General features: G+C 47.7%; 18 protein-coding genes. 15 read left to right on the top strand and 3 right to left on the bottom strand.

Annotated elements, in window-relative coordinates; genetic code table 11:
* Positions 1-140 precede the first annotated feature (140 nt).
* From ACFPK9_RS11785 to ACFPK9_RS11740, 10 genes are all read left to right on the top strand, one after another.
* The gene (locus ACFPK9_RS11785) at positions 141-647 is read left to right on the top strand and encodes a hypothetical protein (RefSeq protein WP_377095098.1); all 507 of its coding nucleotides are present in this window, start codon (positions 141-143) and stop codon (positions 645-647) included.
* Between the two features lie 13 nt (positions 648-660).
* Positions 661-1,113 carry a phosphoribosyl-AMP cyclohydrolase gene (hisI, locus tag ACFPK9_RS11780; protein ID WP_377095097.1) on the top strand — a complete coding sequence of 151 codons (453 nt, stop codon included), beginning with the start codon at positions 661-663 and terminating at the stop codon, positions 1,111-1,113.
* 105 nt (positions 1,114-1,218) lie between these two features.
* Positions 1,219-2,133: a helix-turn-helix domain-containing protein gene (locus tag ACFPK9_RS11775; RefSeq protein ID WP_377095096.1), complete on the top strand. Its 915-nt coding sequence runs from the start codon at positions 1,219-1,221 to the stop codon at positions 2,131-2,133.
* Between the two features lie 2 nt (positions 2,134-2,135).
* The gene (locus ACFPK9_RS11770; RefSeq protein WP_377095095.1) at positions 2,136-2,468 is read left to right on the top strand and encodes a c-type cytochrome; all 333 of its coding nucleotides are present in this window, start codon (positions 2,136-2,138) and stop codon (positions 2,466-2,468) included.
* 364 nt (positions 2,469-2,832) lie between these two features.
* Complete coding sequence (locus ACFPK9_RS11765) at positions 2,833-4,002, top strand: hypothetical protein (RefSeq protein ID WP_377095094.1); 1,170 nt, start codon at positions 2,833-2,835, stop codon at positions 4,000-4,002.
* 197 nt (positions 4,003-4,199) lie between these two features.
* Complete coding sequence (locus tag ACFPK9_RS11760) at positions 4,200-5,405, top strand: hypothetical protein (protein WP_377095093.1); 1,206 nt, start codon at positions 4,200-4,202, stop codon at positions 5,403-5,405.
* 123 nt (positions 5,406-5,528) lie between these two features.
* Positions 5,529-6,818: a GTPase HflX gene (gene hflX, locus ACFPK9_RS11755; protein ID WP_377095092.1), complete on the top strand. Its 1,290-nt coding sequence runs from the start codon at positions 5,529-5,531 to the stop codon at positions 6,816-6,818.
* Positions 6,819-6,883: 65 nt separating this feature from the next.
* Positions 6,884-8,104 (top strand): L,D-transpeptidase family protein, encoded by a 1,221-nt coding sequence (locus tag ACFPK9_RS11750; protein ID WP_377095091.1) that lies wholly within the window; start codon positions 6,884-6,886, stop codon positions 8,102-8,104.
* Positions 8,105-8,489: 385 nt separating this feature from the next.
* Positions 8,490-12,083 carry a hypothetical protein gene (locus ACFPK9_RS11745; protein ID WP_377095090.1) on the top strand — a complete coding sequence of 1,198 codons (3,594 nt, stop codon included), beginning with the start codon at positions 8,490-8,492 and terminating at the stop codon, positions 12,081-12,083.
* Positions 12,080-12,787, top strand: coding sequence for a hypothetical protein (locus tag ACFPK9_RS11740; RefSeq protein ID WP_377095088.1), 708 nt, complete (start codon positions 12,080-12,082; stop codon positions 12,785-12,787). Before ACFPK9_RS11745 ends, ACFPK9_RS11740 begins: the two co-directional genes overlap by 4 nt.
* A gap of 159 nt (positions 12,788-12,946) precedes the next feature.
* On the opposite strand, the gene ruvA is transcribed toward ACFPK9_RS11740, so the two are convergent.
* Entirely contained in the window at positions 12,947-13,543 is a 597-nt protein-coding gene (ruvA, locus tag ACFPK9_RS11735) for a Holliday junction branch migration protein RuvA (RefSeq protein WP_377095087.1), read from the bottom strand.
* Positions 13,544-13,811: 268 nt separating this feature from the next.
* Between ruvA and ACFPK9_RS11730 the strand changes: the two genes are divergently transcribed.
* The 3 genes from ACFPK9_RS11730 to ACFPK9_RS11720 all read left to right on the top strand — a co-directional run bounded on the left by ACFPK9_RS11730 (position 13,812) and on the right by ACFPK9_RS11720 (position 17,781).
* On the top strand, positions 13,812-14,108 hold the full coding sequence (locus ACFPK9_RS11730; protein ID WP_377095086.1) for a hypothetical protein: 297 nt from the start codon (positions 13,812-13,814) through the stop codon (positions 14,106-14,108).
* Between the two features lie 141 nt (positions 14,109-14,249).
* Positions 14,250-14,621, top strand: a complete 372-nt coding sequence (locus tag ACFPK9_RS11725; RefSeq protein WP_377095085.1) for an NADH-quinone oxidoreductase subunit A — start codon at positions 14,250-14,252, stop codon at positions 14,619-14,621.
* 406 nt (positions 14,622-15,027) lie between these two features.
* Positions 15,028-17,781 (top strand): phosphoenolpyruvate carboxylase, encoded by a 2,754-nt coding sequence (locus ACFPK9_RS11720; protein ID WP_377095084.1) that lies wholly within the window; start codon positions 15,028-15,030, stop codon positions 17,779-17,781.
* Positions 17,782-18,080: 299 nt separating this feature from the next.
* Here ACFPK9_RS11720 and ACFPK9_RS11715 read toward each other — a convergent pair whose 3' ends face one another.
* Positions 18,081-19,595: a sensor histidine kinase gene (locus ACFPK9_RS11715; RefSeq protein WP_377095083.1), complete on the bottom strand. Its 1,515-nt coding sequence runs from the start codon at positions 19,593-19,595 to the stop codon at positions 18,081-18,083.
* Between the two features lie 71 nt (positions 19,596-19,666).
* On the bottom strand, positions 19,667-20,329 hold the full coding sequence (locus ACFPK9_RS11710) for a response regulator transcription factor (protein WP_377095082.1): 663 nt from the start codon (positions 20,327-20,329) through the stop codon (positions 19,667-19,669).
* Positions 20,330-20,762: 433 nt separating this feature from the next.
* On the opposite strand from ACFPK9_RS11710, the gene ACFPK9_RS11705 reads away from it, so the two are divergent.
* Complete coding sequence (locus ACFPK9_RS11705) at positions 20,763-21,179, top strand: hypothetical protein (protein ID WP_377095081.1); 417 nt, start codon at positions 20,763-20,765, stop codon at positions 21,177-21,179.
* Between the two features lie 329 nt (positions 21,180-21,508).
* Positions 21,509-22,114, top strand: a complete 606-nt coding sequence (locus ACFPK9_RS11700; RefSeq protein WP_377095080.1) for a PEP-CTERM sorting domain-containing protein — start codon at positions 21,509-21,511, stop codon at positions 22,112-22,114.
* The last annotated feature ends 49 nt before the right edge of the window (positions 22,115-22,163 follow it).

The following is a 22,163-nucleotide window of genomic DNA, read 5'->3' as shown; positions in this document are numbered from 1 at the left end:
TCTCCCATCAAACTCAGCTCTGTTGACAAATTCAAATATCTCTACTTTTACATTACCTCAATATAACTAGGAGAATGGTATAACTGCCTTGACTCAGGCTGCCCCGCTGACTTCACTGCGCCTCAGCAATTTTCACGATTATGCAAGCATACGAAATTTACCAGAACATCAAGCCGTCCATCATCTCAGATCTTTTTCAATGGATGCGTGATGAAGAGCGTGATCTGTACAAGCACACCATCGCTACTCTCGCAAATGACCGCAAACTCCGCCCAGTTTTCGTTCAGAAAAAATCAGTAGCTGACCAGATCGCTTGGATGCACAAGACCCTTAAGCTCAAGTCCAGCAACATGATCGGTGAGCATCTCTTCCAGGTCTATTTCATGCAGGGACAGCAAGAACTACTCGTTGCCTTCTGTGATGCCATGGGAATCGAGCACGACGGCAAAGGCTCTGTAGATGGAGATCTCCCCGAAACTCTCGATGCCGACAAGCTAAAAGCTGCTGTCGACACACTTGTAGAAAAATTCGACCCACAACTCGTCAGCCTCTACCTCCGCGTCTTCAACCTCCAAACTGACAATGGCTGGGACAACCTCACCAAGCTTCTAGCCTCTGACGAACGCCTCGCACTTAACGCAGAATAACACTATTCAGAAAATGTCTGACATTATTAAATTTGGCATTCGCAAGGACAAGAAAGCTCTAGAAGAAGATCTAGTGCTTTCTCCCAAATTTGACGAAAACGGCCTCATTCCCTGCGTCGCTATGGACGCTGAAACCAAGCAGCCACTCATGCTCGCCTATATGAACGAGCAATCTCTAAAAATGACCTTGGAGATCGGAGAAGTCGTCTACTACTCGCGCAGCCGTCAAGAAATCTGGCACAAAGGCGCCACCTCTGGCCACACTCAAAAAGTAGTCGAAATCTATACCGACTGCGACCAAGACGCCATTATCGTCTATGTCGATCAACAAGGCGCTGGCGCTTGCCACACTGGACGCAACTCCTGCTTCTATCGCAAAGTCGACATCGATGCATCAAAGAACCCTGTAAATCTCGTCACCACCGAAGATTTCACCTACGACGCTGACGCTGTTTACAAAAAATAGAATGGCATTAGGCCTCCTCGAGCAAACGCTCCAGCTCACCACAGTTGCTACTGTCATCCACTTGTGCTAGTTTGCCACACGGGGTTAGGAGGCCTCTCTTATTGGATGACAAAAGCTGACCATATCAAGATCCCAGCTGAGATAGATACTATCTATTCTGAGCTATTGACCACGGACCTTTTCAGTATCTACCGTACTGCTTTCGAACAAGTCACTGGACAAACACTGGCCCTCATTCATCCAGATATCATCAGCACGCCCAAAGAAGAGTCTTTGCGATGTAAAAACGACTTCTGCTCGATGATGCTGAATACTGACACCTGTAAAAATCGCTGCACCGAACACACACTGGATCTCTCAAAACGCATCGACCAGCAAGCCTTCACTGCATCTTGTGACGCAAATATCACCACCACGCTCATCCCCATTCAGACGAAAACTGGTACCGTCGCCTATCTTCGATCCGGTCAAGTTCGTACCGATGAGAAGGAAATCGATCCCGACTTTTTCTTAAAAATTTCAAAAGCCATGCCTCCCCACGTGGGTCGTGATGTCATCATGCTTTTTGACGCAGCGAGAGTTTACACCAAGGACGAATATAAATCCCAGCTTACTCTCCTCGGAGCCTTTGCTCTCCAACTCTCAGATCTAGCAAATAACCTGATTACCAAAATCCACCCTAAATCTGGGAATATTGTGGACCTAACAAAGCGCTTCATCCACGAAAAACTCTCAGAAAAAATCAGCCTCGACACCTTAGCGGAGAACGCGAAAGTCACAAACAGCTACCTCTGCAAGCAGTTTAAAAAATCGACAGGTCTTACAGTCGTAGAATACATCAACCGACACCGCGTCGAATTGGCAAAAGAGCTTCTCTCTAGCAGAAATGTACGTATCATCGAAATAGCCTACGAAACAGGCTTCCAAAGCCTCTCTCAATTCAACCGTAGTTTCCACCGCTACACCGGGCAATCACCTACTGAATACAAAGCACAAACTCGAGCCGAACTCACTAGCTAAAGATGAAACCTCTCACCACTATTCTCGCTGCCCTTACTCTCTCCGTCATTACCGCCTGTTCTGTGCATACAAATGACGACCCTCTCGCTCCCTCTCCAGCACTAGCAGCGCAGTCTAACATTCCCTTAGAAGACCTAGGCAGAGGCCATGCAATTTTCATGCGCCAATGCACTCAATGCCACGAAAAGCGTATTCCAAATGAAATACCTACTGATCAATGGCATGTCATCGTACCAGGTATGGCTTGGAATGCTGGACTTTCGAAAGAGGAAGAAAAACTTGTCACAGATTACGTGATAGCAGCAAGCCAAGTAAAAACTGAACAAACTCGGTAATTCATTCCTTCCTTCAAAAATCCAAATAGCTTTCACTCCAAGTTTTCGGCGAGCAGCCGTAAGCCCAGCTCTGCGTAACACTTTCAGATCTATACATACTCCCTTAAATACAGCTTAAGCCGCTCCCTCTATATGGAACGGCTTTCTTATTATCGCAATTTATCCAACCAGTAACGTCATCTGACTTTACCAACCCAACTCATTATTCATAATGCAAAATACTTAACAGTATACCATTTGAGCAGTGAGATTGGAGTAATAATGCTGGAGATCATAGATGCTGACAAATTCAGACATCTCTGAAACACTCCATTACTTCAATATAACTTGGAGAAGAGAATGGTAGCAAACCCTTGCCAACACAATGAGCCTACACGCATCACTATCCACCGAGGCACAACTTGCTTTGGAAAAGCAAAAAAAGAAATCCACCTTTTACTCGATCCTGATTTCGATCCTCATTTGCACACTTCTAGCTATCATACTCAGTATTTTTGTAATGGCTACTGTGACTAAAAAGGCTCCTGAAATGGTTTCCTACAACATGGGAATTGAAGAAACTACCACCATTGAGAAGCCAGAGATCGTCAATGAAGTTGCTCGTAAACCCTCTGCTCCATCTCAAATGACCAGCGTCATTGCTAGCGCATCAGCCTCACCATCCTCAGTCCCCACTGTAGATTTTAGTCTCGATACAGCTTCTATCGAATTCGGTGCAGGTGAAGATTTCGGCGATGGATTCGACGGAGATATGTTCGGCTCCATGGCCGCCACGGGCGCCGCTGGCGGTTTTGGCTCTAGCAAGAAAGTTCTCGGAACCATCGCTGGGCAATTCTACGACTTCAAACAAGACCGCCGTGGCAAACCTTCTAACAACAAAGGCGACGACGGCTTCATTAATAGTGTTAAAAAATTCCACGACGCAGGATTTAATGCTAGAGGCCTACGCGACCACTTTAAGGCAGATAAAGCGTTATTTGTGCGCTACATCGCGATTCCATTATCCGACGCCGATGATGCACCAAAACTCTTTGACGTAGAAAAAGAAGTAAAACCCAGTCGCTGGATGGTTCATTACTCAGGCACCATCAAATCCCTAGAGGCTGGAAGATACAGATTCGTCGGCTCCGGAGATGACTATATTGGTGCCTCTATCGATGGAGAACCTAGACTCGTCGCACCATGGCCGCGCATTGCTCCCAGATTAAAAGTGGAGGGAGCGAATGCTTCTTCCCAGCCCAAACACAGAGGCCCCTACGGACCTAACTTTATCTATGGTAGCTGGTTCGACCTCACAGAAGGCCAAGAATTTCAACTGGATATTGCCATTGGAGAGAACCCAGGAGGAAAAGTAGGTTTCGTCCTCCTCATTGAGAAAGAAGGCGAGCGCTATAGAACTAGCGACAATGGCGCCCCCATCCTTCCTCCTTTCAGTGCAGGCCCACTCACACCAGAAGACGAAAAAGCTCTAAAGGATTTTCCAAATTTAAAATTCGACCTCAGAAAAGTCCCTGGATTCCAGAGTGTTGATTAATACCAAGTTACGCACTAACTTCCTCCATTCCCAGCTTTCACTCTAAAGCCCTTTTCTAGCTCTGCCAGATTTGGGCTTTTTTTTACGCCTACCATGTGATATTTCACATATTTGCCTGTGTAATACAGGTCATTGCATTATAATTACATAAAACTAGACACACCAATCACTTCTAAAAGTTTCGACCTAACCTAACAATGAGTTTGCACGCTAATATATCAACCGAAGCCCAACAAGCTTTGGACAGCCAGAAGAAGAAATCAACGCTATATTCCATTCTCATTTCACTACTCATCTGTGCATTACTCGTCATTATTCTGAGCATTCTTGTCATGGCTACAGTAAACAAGAAAACTCCTGAATTGATCGCCTACCCCGTGGGCATTTCTGAAACCACCACCATCGAAAAACCAGAAATCGTTAATGAAGTGTCGCGCAAGCCCACAGCCCCCTCACAAATTGCTAGCGTCATCGCCACAGACTCCAGCGCAAGCATGTCCGTCCCAACGGTCGACTTCAGTGTTAATGAAGCTTCACTCGACTTCGGTGCTGGCGACGATTTTGGACTCGGCTTTGATGGTGATGCTTGGGGCAGCGCAGGAGCCACTGGTGCCGCAGGCGGATTCGGCTCCAATACCAAGGTTCTAGGCACCATCCAAGGACACTTTTATGACTTCAAGCAAACAGCTGACGGTGAACCTAATGCACGCTACAAGCCAATGAGTATGGCTTCTATGCGAAAAAAAGATGGAGGCAGCTTTTCTTCTGTATTTCGAAAAATACGTAATAGTAATTTTTCAGACAGCTCGTTCAGAGGTTTATATAAGGCGGAACGCCCACTCTATGCTCGCTACATCGCCATCCCACCTAGTAGCGCAGATTTAGCTCCAAAGCAATTTGGCCAAGAAGGAAAAGTAGAACCAAGTAACTGGCTGATTCATTACCAAGGAAAAATCAAAGCACCCAAAAATGGAACCTTTAGATTTGTAGGCCAAGGAGATGACATTATCACTGTAAACCTCAACCGCAAATCAGTCTTCACCTCCGCTCTAATTAACGGCCCATTACCAGGCACTGTCACCGTAAAAGGAAACTCAACAGGGCCAGACGTTGAAAGCTGGCGCAGGAATGTCAAACTCGACTACGGAGCGTGGTTTAGCGTCAGAGAAGGAGAGGAACTCGATATCGACCTCGTCATCTCAGAAGCCCCTGGTGGACAAATGTATTTCGGACTGATGATCGAAGAAAAAGGAGCAGAATACCGCAAAGGCAAAGGTGGTCGCGACATCCTGCCTCCATTCACAATGGGTCACCTCGAACCCGAAGATAAAGCCGCCATCAAGAAATTTCCAAACTGGGAATGGGAATTAGACAATGTCCCAGTCTTCATGGCGACAGAATAACTCTCAACAACTCACTTCTGCCTTCAAAGCCCGAGTATTTCTATAGCTCGGGCTTTGCTATTTAGCGCTTGCCGCAAAAAATACTGTACCTCTGCCCCGTCTCCCCCTTATCTCAACAGACACATGTTCGAAGTTAGGGAAAAACCAGAAATGGTCGAGCGCGCCTTGCTCGTCCGTCTTTCATTCAATCGCCGTGAAGAAGACGAAGACATCAGCCTCCTCCAAGAGTTGGAAGAACTCGTCACCACCCTTGGCATTGGCGTCGCTGAACTCCAGCTCGCCCACTCCCGCTCGATGCACCGCAAGTATCTCTGTGGTACAGGCAAAGCCGCTGAAATTGTAGAATTCGCCCGCGCCCACGAATGCGACTGCATCGTCTTCGATAACCAGCTCGCTCCCTCTCAACAACGAGAATGGGAAGAGCTCTCGCATATCTGCGTCATTGACCGCGAAGAAGTCATTCTCGATATCTTCGCCCAACGTGCTCAGACCAAAGAAGCTCGTCTTCAAGTCGACCTCGCTCGCATGCAATACGCCCTTCCACGCATGGCACGCATGTGGGGTCATCTCGACCGTGAAGGTGGTGGTGGCGCCGGCGGTGGCGGAGCCGCCCGTGGTATGGGTGAGCAACAAATCGAAGTCGACCGCCGGCTCGCCCGCAAACGCATCGATCGCACCAAACGAGAACTCGAAGCCGTCCGCACTCAGCGTGCCACCCGCCGCAAAGATCGCGAAAAAAATGCCACTCCGCACGCAGCAATCGTAGGATATACTAACGCAGGTAAATCGACCCTCCTCAACACCCTTTCTGGTGCCGACATTATGGCAAAAGACATGCTCTTCGCCACACTCGACACCACTACCCGCTCTATCGAGCTTCCAGACGGCCAAACACTCTTGCTCACAGATACCGTCGGCTTTGTCCGCAACCTACCCCACCGCCTCGTTGAAGCATTTAAAGCCACATTGGAAGAAGCGGTACTCGCTGACTTCCTCATCCACGTACTCGACGCCAACGATCCTCGAGCCATTGAGTTTTTCGAAACCACAATGAATGTGCTCAATGAACTCGGAGCCGAGGGTAAACCCGTCATCACCGTGCTCAATAAAGTCGATGCAATCGAAGACACTAGCATTCTCGCTAGCCTCAGTGATCGCTTCCCAAATACCATCTGCCTCTCCGCGCGCGAAGGCACAGGCATAGATGAACTCTTGCACAAATGCGCTGAAATGCTCGGAGATAGAGTGCGCCGCCGCACTTACCGCATTCCTCAAAGCCGTGGCGACATCAGCGCACTCCTCCACACTGACGCTAAAGTCATTTCCACTGAATACGAAGGGAACGATGTCCTCGTGACCGCTATCGTACCTAGTATTATAGCCGGACGATTAGAGCAATTTATCTGCGAATAACCAGACGTGCTTGATTGTTAGCCGAAAGAGTGGAAGCTTCTCTTCGTACTCCTCAATCAGTCACTATGCGCTTTCTCCTATTCATTTTACCTCTAGCAATCCAAGCAGCGGAAATTCCAGCCTTGAATCTTGCCTCCACCGAGAACCAAGAGCCACCAAGAGCTATCTTCATCGATGAAGTTACCGGCGAAGAAATCATCATCCCAAAAGAGCGAGAAGAAGGCACCCGTCTGCAAATCTACCTCGATCAGCTCAACTTCGGCCCAGGAGTCATCGACGGAAAGCCCGGCCAATACACAAAAAAGGCCATCGCCACTTTCAACAAAAAATACGGTAGAGAAGAAGACGACATCGCGTCAGTTCAACAACTCGCCAACCAAGAAATCACCCAGATCTATGCCATCGCCACTGTCCCAGAAGCAGCGAAAAAATATGTGGATGTCAATTTCCGCTGGGGCGATGATCGCTCCTACCAAGCCAGCCGCAAAGACATGCCCTATCGCTCCATTGCCGAGTTCATGGCTGAGCGCTACCATTGCTCCGTGAGCTTACTTGAGCTATTCAATGGCTCAAAAAAAATCAACCGCCTTAAAATTCACGATGCCATCCGCGTCCCCAATGTTGATCCATTTCTCATCGAAAATATGAGCCACGGCAGAGGCTACAAAGAAGACCCTCTCCTAAGCTCACGCTGGGCTGTCATTGATACCGACGCCCACCAGATCCGCATCTATCAAGCGATCAATCCACCAGAGATTCCACAAACCGCAGAAACCCAAGATTCTTCAGAGATTGAAGATCAGACTCCAGTTGTAACTAGTCCTGAGCCACCCACACGAGTCGTCATCGCTGACACCTCACCAGAAGAAACTCCACGCGCCATGATTATCGAAGAAGAAGGCCCTGCTGTAAAATTGAGCGAGTACGATGAAGACAGAGCCATCGTCCTCGCCGCCTTCCCTATCACTCCTGGTCGCCCACAGTTCATCCGCCGTGGCACATGGAAAATGATGAACTCTATTGAGTTCCCCACTTGGCGCTACGACGACTCACTACTCAAGCAAGGCGTCTACAGCAAAGTGAGCCTCACGATCCCTTCAGGCCCTAACAGCCCAGTCGGTGTCCACTGGCAGGGCCTCAGCCGTCGAGGCATCGGGATCCACGGAACTAGCAACCCCGAACGCATCGGCCGCGGCCGCAGCGCAGGCTGCATTCGCCTCGCCAACTGGGACGTTGTGAAAATGCCTAAACTCATCCGCCCCGGAGCGACTGTCATCATTAAATAAGGCAAAGCCCAGCCCCCGTTTTCAATCTCAGAGCTCTACAGCCATCATGCTGTAGAGCTTTTTTGCGTCATCATACCAAGGGGGACCATCTCCCCCTGTTAGATTCCATAACCACTCACAATCCCGTCATCTTCCACGAGACACAGCGCGCATTTCGTAACTCCTATTGTCGCACTTTGTGAATACAGAATAATTGCCCCCATCCAAAAACACCTATACACCGTATATACATTATAAATCTAAAAAACAAAAACCTCTTTATCTATTGGATTTATGAACTCAGCACACACTCCACATCATTGATAGAAAAATCATTCTATAAATCCTCAATCCAACACACAAAACGGAAATTGTGGCGTAATTCGTAAATTTCACTCTTCATTAAATGAACATCTCACCTCATTCAAGGGTAGCTCAAAACCCAACAAGCCTCAGCAGGCAAAAGTTCTCGGCAAGAGGCTTCGCTCTCATTGCCACGCTCTCGGTAATGTCCCTCTTGATGATGATTGCTATGGGCATGCTGTCACTCGCTTCCGTCTCAATCAGAAAAGCAGACCACGAAATTCCACGCGCAGAAGCTATGGCAAATGCACGTTTGGCGCTCACTATAGCCCTCGCACAACTCCAAGAAAGTTCTGGCCACGACCAACGGATTACAGCCACAGCAGATTCAATCATGGATCCAAATGCCGCTGCATCCACACATTCCGCACGTAAAAATTGGGTAGGTGTATGGGATAGTAGCACATATAACCCAAATCCAAATAACCCAGATAATGACAAATCCACACACTTCCTCAAGTGGCTCGTTTCCTCCTCTGACCAAACAGCTCTATACCAAGCCGACCCAACCCAACTCTCTCTAAGCAACCCTCTCACAATCTTCGATGGAAACGGCTTCACCGATAGTGTCGAAGTTGATAAAATAGAAATCAAGGGAGATGATGGCCGAACTCAAGGAAGCTATGCTTACTGGATTAAGGACAACGGAGTCAAAGCAAGCACTGTATGGTCACTCAATGAAACAGGAACTGATGATGAGCAACAAGCTTCTCGATTGATGGTAGCTGCCGGACCTGACATCACCTCCTTTGCATCTGCTGGATCTCCAGTCAATGCGACAAACATAGACACCTACTATCAAGACATCGACAAACTCTCCTCAGTCGAGGACCTCTACCTCAGCTTCGGCACAACGCATTCCTACTCTTGGGTAAAAGAGAACTACCACGATCTCACAGTCTTCAGCCAAGCTGTACTTTCCGACACCAAGCTCGGAGGCCTCCAACGCGACCTCAGTTTAGCCTTCGAAATGGATGGAGATGCAGAGGCCGAATCTGCTGATAAATTTAATAGCCAAGAGGGCGAATTCGTCGCCGGTGGAGATCGGCTCGAAGAAGGTGAACAAAGCCCCGGAATGCCAGTAAAAGCAAGACATCCATATAGAGACATTAGCTCTTCAGGAAGTCCATTTTCAGCAGATATAGCTCGATCTGATTCAGTCCTACGAGGTCCCACATGGTGGGCTTTGAGAGACTACGCGAATCTCTATAAGCAACTAGCAGGCAACTCTGGAAACCATGCACTAGCAGCGCGCTCCTATTATCCAAACTCAGTGCCAGGAAATGACTCTTTCTATAATCTGAGCTCCACTCTGACTCCTTTTGTGGGAAGATCTTTATGGGATTCGGAAATAGAACTTGGCGGAGCCCCCGGAAGCTTCCAAAGAAGATATATCTATAGACCTGCAAAATCCACGTATGCACCATCCTTTATAGGGTCTAGCATGCTTGTAGGGCTAAGCGCCACTCCAGCCAACACACTAGAGATCACAGTCGATTTCCTCGTCTTTCTCTGGAACCCCTACAATTGTCAGATAGATTGCCCAAATGGCGTTGTTTTAGCGCTTGGAGCCGAACTTCCTAATGCTGTGAGTATCTGGAAAGATTCACCAGGCTCTACTCCTTCTGAAATTAGATACCGACTAAGTGACTTAAGCCTCCAAAACCTCACTAATAAATATACAAATAGCATATCCTATCACATTAAGGGTGTAGGCGGTGGCAACTTATCTCTTAAACCTGGAGAAATAGTTGTTGCCTCTACTTCTGGGATAGATGGCGAACTAAATATTGGCTATGACGGGTGGGATATTGACTCAGGTCTTCGCTTAGATACTGGATTGCCCCTAGACCAAGATGATAAAATTTATTACAATCTTATCACAAATGCGGCCGTGGGTGGGCGGAATGAATGGGGGCTGCATCTTCCTGATCACGGAACTCTTGTTGACTTAACACAAGCAGATACTTTTGGGCCGCAATCTCAATATATAGGATTCCCCTTCAACGGGTCGCTAGGATCTAACGATTTTAAAGAATTAAAACAATTCGATCCTTCACTAGGCTACAATTCTGGGAACGGAGTCTATACCACCCTCGATCAGCTAAAGGGATCCAAACTTACCTTCGGCTTGCAGAGTTTGATGATGAAGCCAGCATATTGGGACGGCCCCGGCGCAAACCCAGTAGAAGTCTTTTCTCGCTTTAATCCTGTACCCACAATCGTGAAAAGGGAATTCAACAGAGTCTGCGGTCCAAACCAATTGTTCCATATCGTCTCAGGCACAGACATTAATCAAATTTTTAGTGAACACGGGATCGACTTTTCAGCTAGACCTGACGGCAGAGCTCACTGGGGACTTAATTCTAGATCCACCTCTACCGAACGTTTTCCGATGATACATATTCCACGATCTCCCTTACTCTCTGTAGCAGCTCTATCCCACGCGAACATTTCGCTCTCCGCCAATGAACCTTTCCGTGTTATTGGAAATTCTTGGTCATCTCCATATATCCCGACAAGCTCAGTATATGGTTCAGTGCACGATGAAGGTAATTATATTCAACGTACCGCACATGACCTCTCCTGGCACATGAATGATGCACTATTTGATCGCTATTTCTTCTCAGGTTTTTCCGGTGAATCCCCAAATGAGATAATCTCATCCTTTTACGATGGAAGTCATGGTGACGCCGAGGCCAGCCCTATTCTCAAACCTTATATCCCTTCAGACTCTACTCCCAATACAGTCTACAAAACTCTCAACATTGACGACAACAACGATGGATACAAAAAAACATCTGCATACGCACTTATTGACGGAGCATTTAACATCAATTCAACATCAGTAAATGCTTGGGAAGCCCTGTTAAAGTCCAATAAAGATATGGCCATCAAGTTTGCCGAAGGTGAAGAAGACACCTCTGACGGCACTCCATATCCTAGCGGAAATTTCCCCGTAAATGTCAATGACGGTGCTATCGAACATTGGGCGGGCTTCGCTAGATTAACCGACGATCAAATCAAAGAACTAGCCTCAAACATCGTAAAAAAAATTAAAGAAAGAGGCTCCCGAAATGGCCCATTCATGAGCCTCTCTGATTTTATAAATAGACCCATGGGACTCCACCAAGGTCTTCTTCAAGAAGCAATTGATGAAACTAGAATCAACGAAGAAGTCAGAGATTCCCTCGGCTCACTCTTACCCGTTTATGAATCAACGCCAATGAGCCATTTCCAACACGATCAAACTATAAATGATCTCAACGGTAACCAAGTGATTGAACGCTCTACTGCCATGGGCATCCCAGGTGAAATCAACCAAGCTGACCTACTCTTACCCATCGCCCCTCGTCTGCGCCCGAGAAGTGATACATTCACCATCCGAGCCTACGGAGAATCTCTAGATGTAAATGGCAAAAAACTAGCCGAAGCCTATTGCGAGGCAGTAGTTCAACGCATTCCAGAATACGTAGACTCCTCTCTCAACGACCCATGGGACGATCCCTCTACAAGCCCACATACATTCCCTAAACTCAAACCAGAACTCTCCACCGTCCTACAAGGCGTCAATAAAGCACTCGGAAGAAAATATAAAACCCTCTCCTTCCGATGGCTCAACCCAGATGAAATATGAAAAGCCCACTAAAAACCCTACTCCTCCTTTTCGCTCTATTTTGTAGCGCCCATGCTCAAAATGAACCCACTGCTACCAGATCGAAATCAAGCTTCACCTGCGTGATTTGGGATAAACTCGAGGCAACGCAATTATTCTACCAATACAACAAACAATTCCATCCATTAGAATTGCGTAAAGGCACTCGTTCGAAACCCTTCCCCATTGAGAAAAGTGACTTCTTCACTCTTTACACGGAAAAGATGGTCGATGGTGAAAAACAGTTCCTGCCATATGCTCAGAGCAAAATGCCCAACTTCAAGCAACGCGCGCTATTCTTACTTCTGCCCGATCCCAGCTCCACTGAAAGACCTCTCCGAATCATAGGTGTAGACGATTCTCTGGGAAGCTTCCCTCCTGGCTCATATAAATTCTTCAACCTAACCAAGACCCCACTTCAAACTCTCATCAACGGTGAAAAATCTCAAATCTCAGCAGGCGGCATCGAAGTTGTCGATGCCAATATCCCGAGCAAAGGCGGACTGCTTCCCTTCGTAGTTGGCGCTAATAAAAAGGTCATCTTTGAAACTCGCATCTTCAGTCAACCAAAGGAACGTAAAATGGTCTTCCTTTTTCCACAAACCGCTAAAAACAAACACTGTCCAATTCAGTTAAAATTTCTCTCCCAGCTCGTCAGCCCCAGCGAACTTGCAGCACTACGTTAACCAGCTAAGAGGCTATAAATACCCACTCATCACACTTCCTGAAAGATCTCCTCCAGAAAGCACAAAGGCCAAAGATAAGTTTTAGCTGACAACTACTTGCTCGAACTTAGTTTTTGCTAGACCGACTCCTAAAATGACGTGATCGGGGAGCCTCAAAACTTACGAATTGAGCATGCGTAATGCTCCACGCAGTAAATCCTCGGCGCTCACATTCGGGTCTGCCGCACACACAGCTTTCACTGCCTTACCTGCCTCCGCCTGCTTATAACCAAGACCTATAAGCGCTAATTGTGCGTCATTCGCAGCACTAGGAACCACGCTCTCACTCGCCGCTTTCCAACCATCGGCAACCCCCACCTTGTCCTTTAGCTCTAGCACGATTCGTTCTGCAGTCTTCTTGCCGAGCCCCTTAATCTTAGACAGACTAGCCACATCATTTTCCACCACCGCTGCCTTGAAATGCTCCACCGGCATTCCACTCAGCACCGCCATTGCGATCGCAGGACCAATTCCACTCACCCTATCGATCAGCAGCAAAAACATGTCCCGCTCAGCATCGCTTGAAAAACCATACAGCGTCTGTGCCGTCTCACGAATGTGTAAATGAGTGCGTAAATCAATTCCATCACCCTCTACTGGATTAAGCTGATCATAAGTCGAAAGAGGAACATGCACTAAATACCCCACCCCATTTACATCTACAACTAAGCGGTTTGGCAATGCCTCCAATACTCTCCCTCTCAATCTCGCTATCATGCTCCTTGCTATAACTTTCTGAATATATAAATGCCAGAGATATCCTCCCTTTTCACCAAATAATTAAGAACTTTTAATGAAACTCGAGGGACAATTTACCACAAGCTCCCTTACAAACCTTTCTGCTAAACATAAGCTTACTCATACAATTCTTCACATCTAAACAAAATTTCTAGCTCTTTTCGCTTGGCACACTCCTAAGAAATTTATTAATAGTTACATTTTGCGTTCGCTATTTGCAACAAAACCTGCTATGCTTCCCCTCGTTATGGCAACTACTAAAAGAACTCGCTTCTCTCGTCGCGTCCCAGATCACGTGACTGATGAGATCGTTCATGTCCTCGGAGCGGATGAACGCTTCTTTGGTTTCAATGAACTTTTCGAGAATGTTTTTGACCGTCTCAAAGAGCGCAACGCAGTTAGCGGTGGAGAAGAAATGCTTCGCTTGCGTGCTTATGAGAAACTTCAGAACCTCGTCACTCGTGGCATGGTTGAAAAGCAAGGCAAAGAATACAAAGGTCTCGCTCGTCTTCCTGAAGCACACAGCTCATTCGAGACGGAATAAGCATTCCTTCAATAATTACTATTATTTAAAACGACCCATGCTGAGCATTCAGCATGGGTTTTTTCTTGCCCTAGAAAAAGGAGCTTGCCCAGCAACTCACTAAGAACATAAAACTTAATACGTAAAACCTACACCAATTTTATGCTCGAAAGCTATTACCCAGTCATCCTCCAAGCCCTCACCGCCATTGGTTTCGCATCCGTAGCACTAGGCCTCAGCGTCTTACTTGGAAAAAAAGGACGCCGCGATGGAGATAAAGACACAGTCTACGAATGTGGCATGCTTCCCATCGGCAATGACTCACCGCGCTTCAGCGTAAAATTCTATATGGTTGCCATGCTCTTTGTCCTCTTCGACATCGAAGTCGTCTTCATGTACCCATGGGCAGTCCAGTTCTCAGAACTCATCGCCCAAAGTTCAGCCGCACTCTACAGCATCCTCGGCTTCATCAGCATTCTTGCCGTTGCTTACGTGTACGCACTCAAAAAAGGCGCACTCAGCTGGAACGATTAAAACAAGCTTACCATGCCAACTCGGCAATGTGTAGATCCCGCTAACAAATACCAGGAACCCCAATTTAAAGGAAAGCGAGAAATGCAGCTTTCCTTTTTTATATGCATCCTGCTTTTCCTACTTCCAGAGTTCACCTCCGATCGCTCCACTCTAAGCACCGCTTTTCAGCAAATCCCTACCGTTCTCTTTACTCTCTCTGTAATTCTCTACTTTGTTGGTTGCTGGCGAACCCTCCGAAGTAAAACTTACTCTCGAGCCTTATTCCTGCTCGCATTTATCCCTTTTCTAGGCTTTATCCTAATCTATTTTTTGCCTCAGAATAAAAAATACGCACCACGTCATTTTGCATGAATAGGAATACTCATTCTCCACTTGCGCGTAGCTCTGACTTGTCCATACTCCTCACGTGACTGACAAGAACCAGATACGCGAAAATCTACGTAGCGAAGGCTTTGAACTCATCGACAACACACTCACCCTACTTGTCGATAGCCTAGCAGATGCCCTAACTTCATTGGGCGAAGACGATCTTCTTCCTTTCCTTCCTTGGCGTGGTGAAACGCCAAAATCTGACCCGCCGGAAGGCATTCAGCAACTTTACTCTATCGGCTTCCAGCTTCTCAACATGGTGGAAGAACGCGTCTCCGCCGCCATCCGCCGCGAACGCGAAAAAGCACTCGGTGCCGAATCTATCAGAGGCCTTTGGTCACGCTCACTCGCAGAAATGAAAGAACTCGGCATGAGCGAAGATCAAATCCTCGAGGTCTTCAAGGACGTGCACGTCGAACCTGTGCTCACTGCACACCCAACTGAAGCCAAACGTGCTACAGTTCGTGAGCGCCACCGCGAAATCTATCAAAACCTCGTCACCAGCGAGTACCCTAAATTTACCGAGCGCGAAAAGAGCCGCCTGCAAAACAAACTCACCGCCGCTCTCGAGTCTCTCTGGCGCACTGGTGAAATCCACATGACGCGCCCAGACCTCAACATGGAACTGCGCAATGCTCTCTACTATCTCCGCGAGATGTACCCCGCCGTACTCACGCGTCTCGATGAGCACCTCCGCGAAGCATGGAAAGATGCAGGCTTCTCCGAAGATAAACTACAGGACCTCAACGCTCTGCCACGCCTCACCTTCGGCACTTGGATCGGCGGCGACCGCGATGGCCACCCACTCGTCACTCCAGAAGTGACCGAGCGCACACTCGGCGACCTCCGCTCACACTCATTCGTTCTTCTCCGTAAAGAACTTAAAGACCTCGCCTTCCACCTCACCATCTCCAGCCAGTTCCAGGAAATTCCAGAGGAACTCACAAAGCGCATCGAACTCCTCCGCGTCGATCTTAAAGACCCAGTATGGGCCAATGAAATCATCGAACAAAACCGCGATGAACCGTGGCGCCAGCTCGTCTACCTCATGCGTGGCAAGCTCTACGAAACTGCGTCCAACAAAGGCGGCTACCACGGCCCAGAGCAACTCGATGCTGACCTCGCACTTCTCGAGACTACCCTCGCAACCACAGGCTGTGCCCATCTCGTCGAGCAATACGTCACCCCTCTCCGTCACAAGGTAAAAACATTTGGTTTCCACCTTGCGACCATCGATATCCGCCAAAACTCCGAATACCACGATAAAGCGGTCAGCCAGCTGCTAGTACGTGCTAAAGTGGAAGACGGCGAAAACTTTGCGGATTGGTCAGAAGAAAAACGCTGTGAATTCCTTTCCAAAGAGCTCGAGCACACACGCCCATTCATTCACAATCGCTGCAGCGCTGGACCTGAAGCTGATTCCGTACTCAACTCCTACCGAGTCATCGCGAATCAACTCCACAACTACGGCAACCATGGCATCGGAGCATTCATCGTCTCCATGACACGTTCGGTCTCCGACCTCCTCGTCGTATACATTCTTATGCGTGAAGCTGGCCTCCTCATCAATACTGAAGACGGCCTAGCATCACCGATCGAAGTCGTCCCTCTTTACGAAACCAAGGAAGACCTCGATGCCTCAGAAGGGCTCCTCTCCGGATTCCTCGACCACCCAGTCACCAAGCGCAGCTACAAACTCCGCTTCCAAAACCAGCCGCCATTCCAGCAAGTCATGCTCGGTTACTCGGACTCCAATAAAGACTGTGGTATCCTCACTGCCGCTTGGGCACTCCACCGCGCAGAAAAAGCCATGGTCGATGTCGCTGCAGAACGCGGCATCAAACTAGGTTACTTCCACGGCCGTGGCGGCACCATTTCTCGTGGCGCAGGCCCGACACAGTGGTTCATGGCTGCGCTTCCACACGGCTCCATGTCTGGTCATTTCCGCATGACCGAACAAGGGGAAACCATTGCGCAAAAATACGCCAACCTTTCCAACGCGACCTACAATGCTGAGGTCCTACTTGCATCTGCTGCCTCCACTGCCGCAGAACACAAATTTGGCAATAAAGAAGACGACCCGTGCATCCAGTTCGTTTCTCGTCTCGCAGAAGGCTCAGAAGGCGCCTATAAAGAACTGCTCCGCACCGAAGGCTTCATCCCCTTCTACCGTGAAGCCACCATCATCGATGCTCTTGAAAATTCACGCATCGGTTCCCGTCCATCACGCCGTACCGGCAAAACCAGCTTCTCACTGGATGACCTCCGCGCCATCCCATGGGTCTTCTCATGGACCCAAGCTCGCTTCTACCTTCCTGGCTGGTTCGGCACAGGTACCGCACTTAAAAAACTGAAAGATGAGAATCCAGAGGACTTTGCCACACTCAAAGATAACCTCCCAAATTCCGTCTTCCTTACCTACGTCCTCACCAACGTAGAAACTAACCTTGCAAGTGCAAACCGCGAGCTCATGGAAAGCTACGGAGCCCTTTGCACCGACGAAGCACTCCGCGACAAATTCCTCGGCCTCATCGTCGGCGAGTACGAACTCACCCGCGACATGCTCCACGAAGTATTCAACGGGTCCTTCGAAGAACGCCGCCCACGCATGCACAAGACCCTCGAAATTCGTGAAGAACCACTCAGAGTCCTTCACAAACAACAGGTCAACCTCATTAAAGAATGGCGCGCATTGAAAGCCGGTAGCAAAGAAGAGGAAGCCGAAGCGCTCTTCCCTAAAATCCTTCTTTCTATCAACGCGATCTCCAGTGGCCTTCGCACTACTGGTTAATCACGACACTCATTTAAACAAATAAAAGCCCGCTCCATTCACTGGATGCGGGCTTTTTTTACGCCTAAATAATGAAAAAATATGAATAGTGTGTTGCCCCCCAAACGCACGCTATCCAAGGTTCCTATCTCCCAATGAAAGCTTGGCTCTATAAAATCTTGTTAGTTTTGGCCCACTACAAGAAGGGTCGCCCAATTACGTTTAATTCCCGATGAGATGCGTAATCTCACACGCTTTAAGCTAATCTGCTTCGTCATGCGTATACATGTAGCACACGCTTCATTAAGAGCAGATGAATGCTATGCTATATTTTTCAACAAACGAATGGTAAAGGCAGTCCCTACATTTAATTCACTCTCCACACTAATCACTCCACCGTGAGCTTCGACAATCGCCTTACTAATCGATAATCCTAGCCCTGTACTCCCGCCTTCGCTGGCGCGCACATCGTCTACCTTGTAAAATCGATCAAAAATATGTGGTAAAGCCTCCTCTGAAATCCCAGGCCCAGTATCTTTCACCACAAGCTCTATCCAATCAATACCCTGCTTCATTGAAACATCAATCTTTCCCCCATTCCGATTGTATTTGATAGCATTGCTTAACAAATTAATCAGCACCTGCTTCATTCGCTGAACATCGATCATTATATCCACAGGTTCAAGTTTAGCCGACATCCTGATATCCCGCTTTTGGGCAAGCGGCTCTAACAAAGTGACTACGTCCTCCACCAGTATCGCTAAAGACCCAGAACTCGGCTCCACTGAAAATTCTCCAGAATCTACCTTGGCCAACTCTAACAAAGATTCTATCAAACTCTGCATATGCTCTGCAGACTCGTGGCACACCTGAATCGTTTCCCTGTATTTTTCTGGGGAACGCTCACGCATTAAGGCCAACTCAGTCTTCGCTAAAATCACCGCCAGCGGAGTCCGCATCTCGTGAGACGCATCACCTGTAAAACGAATTTGCTGTAGAACAGATGCCTCAATTTTCTCAAACGAATCATTCAAAACTTTCCCCAAATCACCCAGCTCATTCTCTACCCGATCTAAATCAATACGGCGTGACAGATCACCTTCCGAAATCTGCACCGCAGTTTGAGCCATCGATCGTAAGGGCAACATCGCACGACGAGCAATCCACCATCCGCCGGCAAAGCCCACAAAGATAATCGCCGAACCAATACCTATCAGTTTCGCCCGAAAACTCGACAAATCCGCTGCAATACGATCTCCAGATACTCCCACCAGTACACCACCCCGTGGTGTCGGTTGAATCACCTCCCTATTCGCTCCATTCCAACGCGCTTGCACCCCTATTTCCAGAGTCTCATTCTTATTTAAGATAGTTGGTATTTCTAGACCCTCTGGAGCATTCTCGGACCGGTATAACTCGTCCTCTGACTCCCACGCCAATACATAGTATCCCTGATTCTCAACTACTGCTATCGGTCGTTCGTGCCGCACTCGTTGAACTCTGGGCTCAGATCCAGTAGCTCGCTGCACACCTTCCCCCTCACGGGAACCTCTTCTCGGCTCACTTTCCAGCCTCCCCGGCCTCCAACCAAAGTCTCCCCGTCCTTCCGAATGACGAGGCGGTGGGCGCATGCCTCGATCCCTCGACGGCCCTCCAATCTGTGGTGGGCGCTCACCTCGCATCGACATTTGCCGCATACCTTCATCACCTCCACCCTCTTGTTGATGTGGAACCATTACAAATGCCGGTAACAGCGCGTGCACAGGATTCCACAAATCTTTATCTAACAGCTGAACTTTTACTTCCCGCTCATAAAAGTAAAACGAGGTCAACATCCCGCCCACTATCACCACCAGCAGGATACTATGCCACGATTGAATCTGCCACCTTAGCGAACGGAAGATCCTCATGATGCCTCATCTATATAGTACCCATGACCTCGCTTTGTTTTCACAAACTGCGCGCCCAGTTTCTTGCGAACATTACAGACATACACTTCCAAAATATTTGAAACCACCTCTTTCTCTTCAGCAAATAAATGCTCAAACAGGTAGCTTCTCGACACCACCTTGCCCCTTTGAGTAATCAAACTATCAACCATTCTGTATTCTAACGCCGTTAGATCCACCACTTCCCCACCCTTACGAACCTCCTTTTTCCCGGTGTCTAGGGTCACATCTCCTACAGTAATCACAGGACTACGGCTCCCTCCTCTTCTCCTTAACAAAGCACGAATCCTCGCGCAAAGTTCCATTAGGGTGAATGGTTTCACCAGGTAATCATCAGCACCTGCATCCAAACCTCGTACGCGATCTTGCGCCGAATCACGTGCAGTCAGCATTAATACAGGTACCTCCAGATTCTTTGCTCGTAGTTTTTCTAAAATCTCCCAACCATTCATTCCCGGTAACATCACATCCAGCACCACAACATCATACTCGAAATTACTCGCCCGGTAACACCCCTCCTCGCCATCCGCCACAGCCTCCACCAGATAACCCTCTTCGCACAGCGCTTCCTTCAGTGTAGCCCTCAGCGGCGCATTATCCTCAACTAACAGAATCTTCATCTTTTTTATATTCTATGAAACTTTGTTTTAAATAGCCACCCAAAGTTCACTCACTAGCGAGCCTTACATATAAATGGGCACGCTCTATTCTTAACACGACAACATTAATATAAGATTAAGACGCACTCCTACTTATCCCTATCAGGAAAACATCACAACTTCCTAAGCCGTGTGAAAAAATTGATTTACTTCACAATGAGAGCTTACTTCAATTACAGCAAGGCGGTGAGGGAGGAGTTGATAAACATCAATAACTCCTTTGCCAACGCTGCTAAAATTGAAATGTGCCTCAAGGCTTTTTCTTAACGCATTTAGCCCCTTAACTTCATATCAGATACGATCCAGTCGTGCGGTGAGGCAATTTGTCTACACGACCTACTGACAATACGCCTATCTTCCAACAACCACGTCGTCTCAAGCTATAGACAAATCTATGAAAAACCCATTCTTAAAATTCCTCGCCTGCACCCTCGCCATAGCTTTCACCACGCACTCCGATGCGCTTGCTAAACCAAAGAGAAAGAAAAATAAAAAGAAGAGACCCGCTACAAAATCCGGCCATGCTTCCGAACTCCCAACCATCGAAAACCTCGGTAAAAACCAACTCAACTCAAATGGTAAACTCTACTTCGTAGACGAACGCACCGACATCTTCGTCGATGGAGAAGACAGCGAATTCGCAGACTTACAAGAAGGCATGCAAGTCTCTATCTCATCCCGCGTCAAAGAATATGGCAGGAATGGAGAACAAACTACCTACCTTGCCACCCGTATCTCCGCTCGCGAAAATAAAGAAATGAAGTCGGACAAAAACGCAAAAAACAGCAACAAAAAAAATACACGGAGATAACACGGAGCTGCGAGGATAAGCATGGCCATTAGCGACTTTTTTTGGGGAGTGCTTAAGTATGCTTCTTGAGTAGACGGTGCTATAAAGCCAGTATGAAAGACGCCAGAAGCGTATTTGTCCGGAGAAGCTACTTTTCCATACACCTAAATACCACACGTCATCTGACCGATACGTGCTAAACATCTTATGAATGTGACGTTATAGACTACTTAGGCAGGCTTGACCGCTGTACTGATTTTTGTGTAGATTTTTTGGTAACCATGATGCTAAGAATTTTATTCCTATCTTTCGTAGCAATATCTCCATCACTATGTGGCGCTAACCTTGCCGTGAATGGCGGATTCGACTCTACTGGAACACCCTTGCCTGGTTGGGATCTTAATGCTCCAGCTGGAACAACATTCAATCAGACAAATATAGATATACACTTCGGTGCGTCCCCAACCACTGAAAGCTTCATGGCTAGGTTTGCGGGTTCAAAAGCGGAAGCCTCCGTTTCACAAATTGTAGCTACGGTTACTGGGCAGGAATACCATGTGCAGTTTGATTATGGCTTCAGTAACATTAACCCAGCAAGTAATGATCAAGGACCGATCAACGTCGTTGGAGGAATGCGTTTCACTGCCGGCTCTGAGGACGAAAACACCTCAGCTCCTAGCTACTGGGCTGAAAGCTATGATGCCATTTCCAGCACATCTGGTCAATTTGTAACGTATGAATTCACCTTTACTGCGCAAACTGATACAACCAAGATTACATTTTTAGACATTCTAGAAGTTACTGGTAATCTGAATGATGGATCAGGACCGATGTCCAGTGGACATGATGCCGATTCCTTTCTCGATACCGTCATTCTCACCAAAGTTCCAGAGCCATCGACCAGCGCTCTAACGCTACTTTCAAGTGGTCTTTTATTGTTACGTCGCCAACGCTAAACGGTATTGGGAATCCAGTCGATCTTCTTGAACTTCGCACCATCAGCTC

Origin of the sequence: Rubritalea spongiae, from assembly GCF_042652385.1 — a bacterium.
Lineage (GTDB): Bacteria > Verrucomicrobiota > Verrucomicrobiia > Verrucomicrobiales > Akkermansiaceae > Rubritalea > Rubritalea spongiae.
This window is presented reverse-complemented; position numbering and strand designations above follow the sequence as displayed.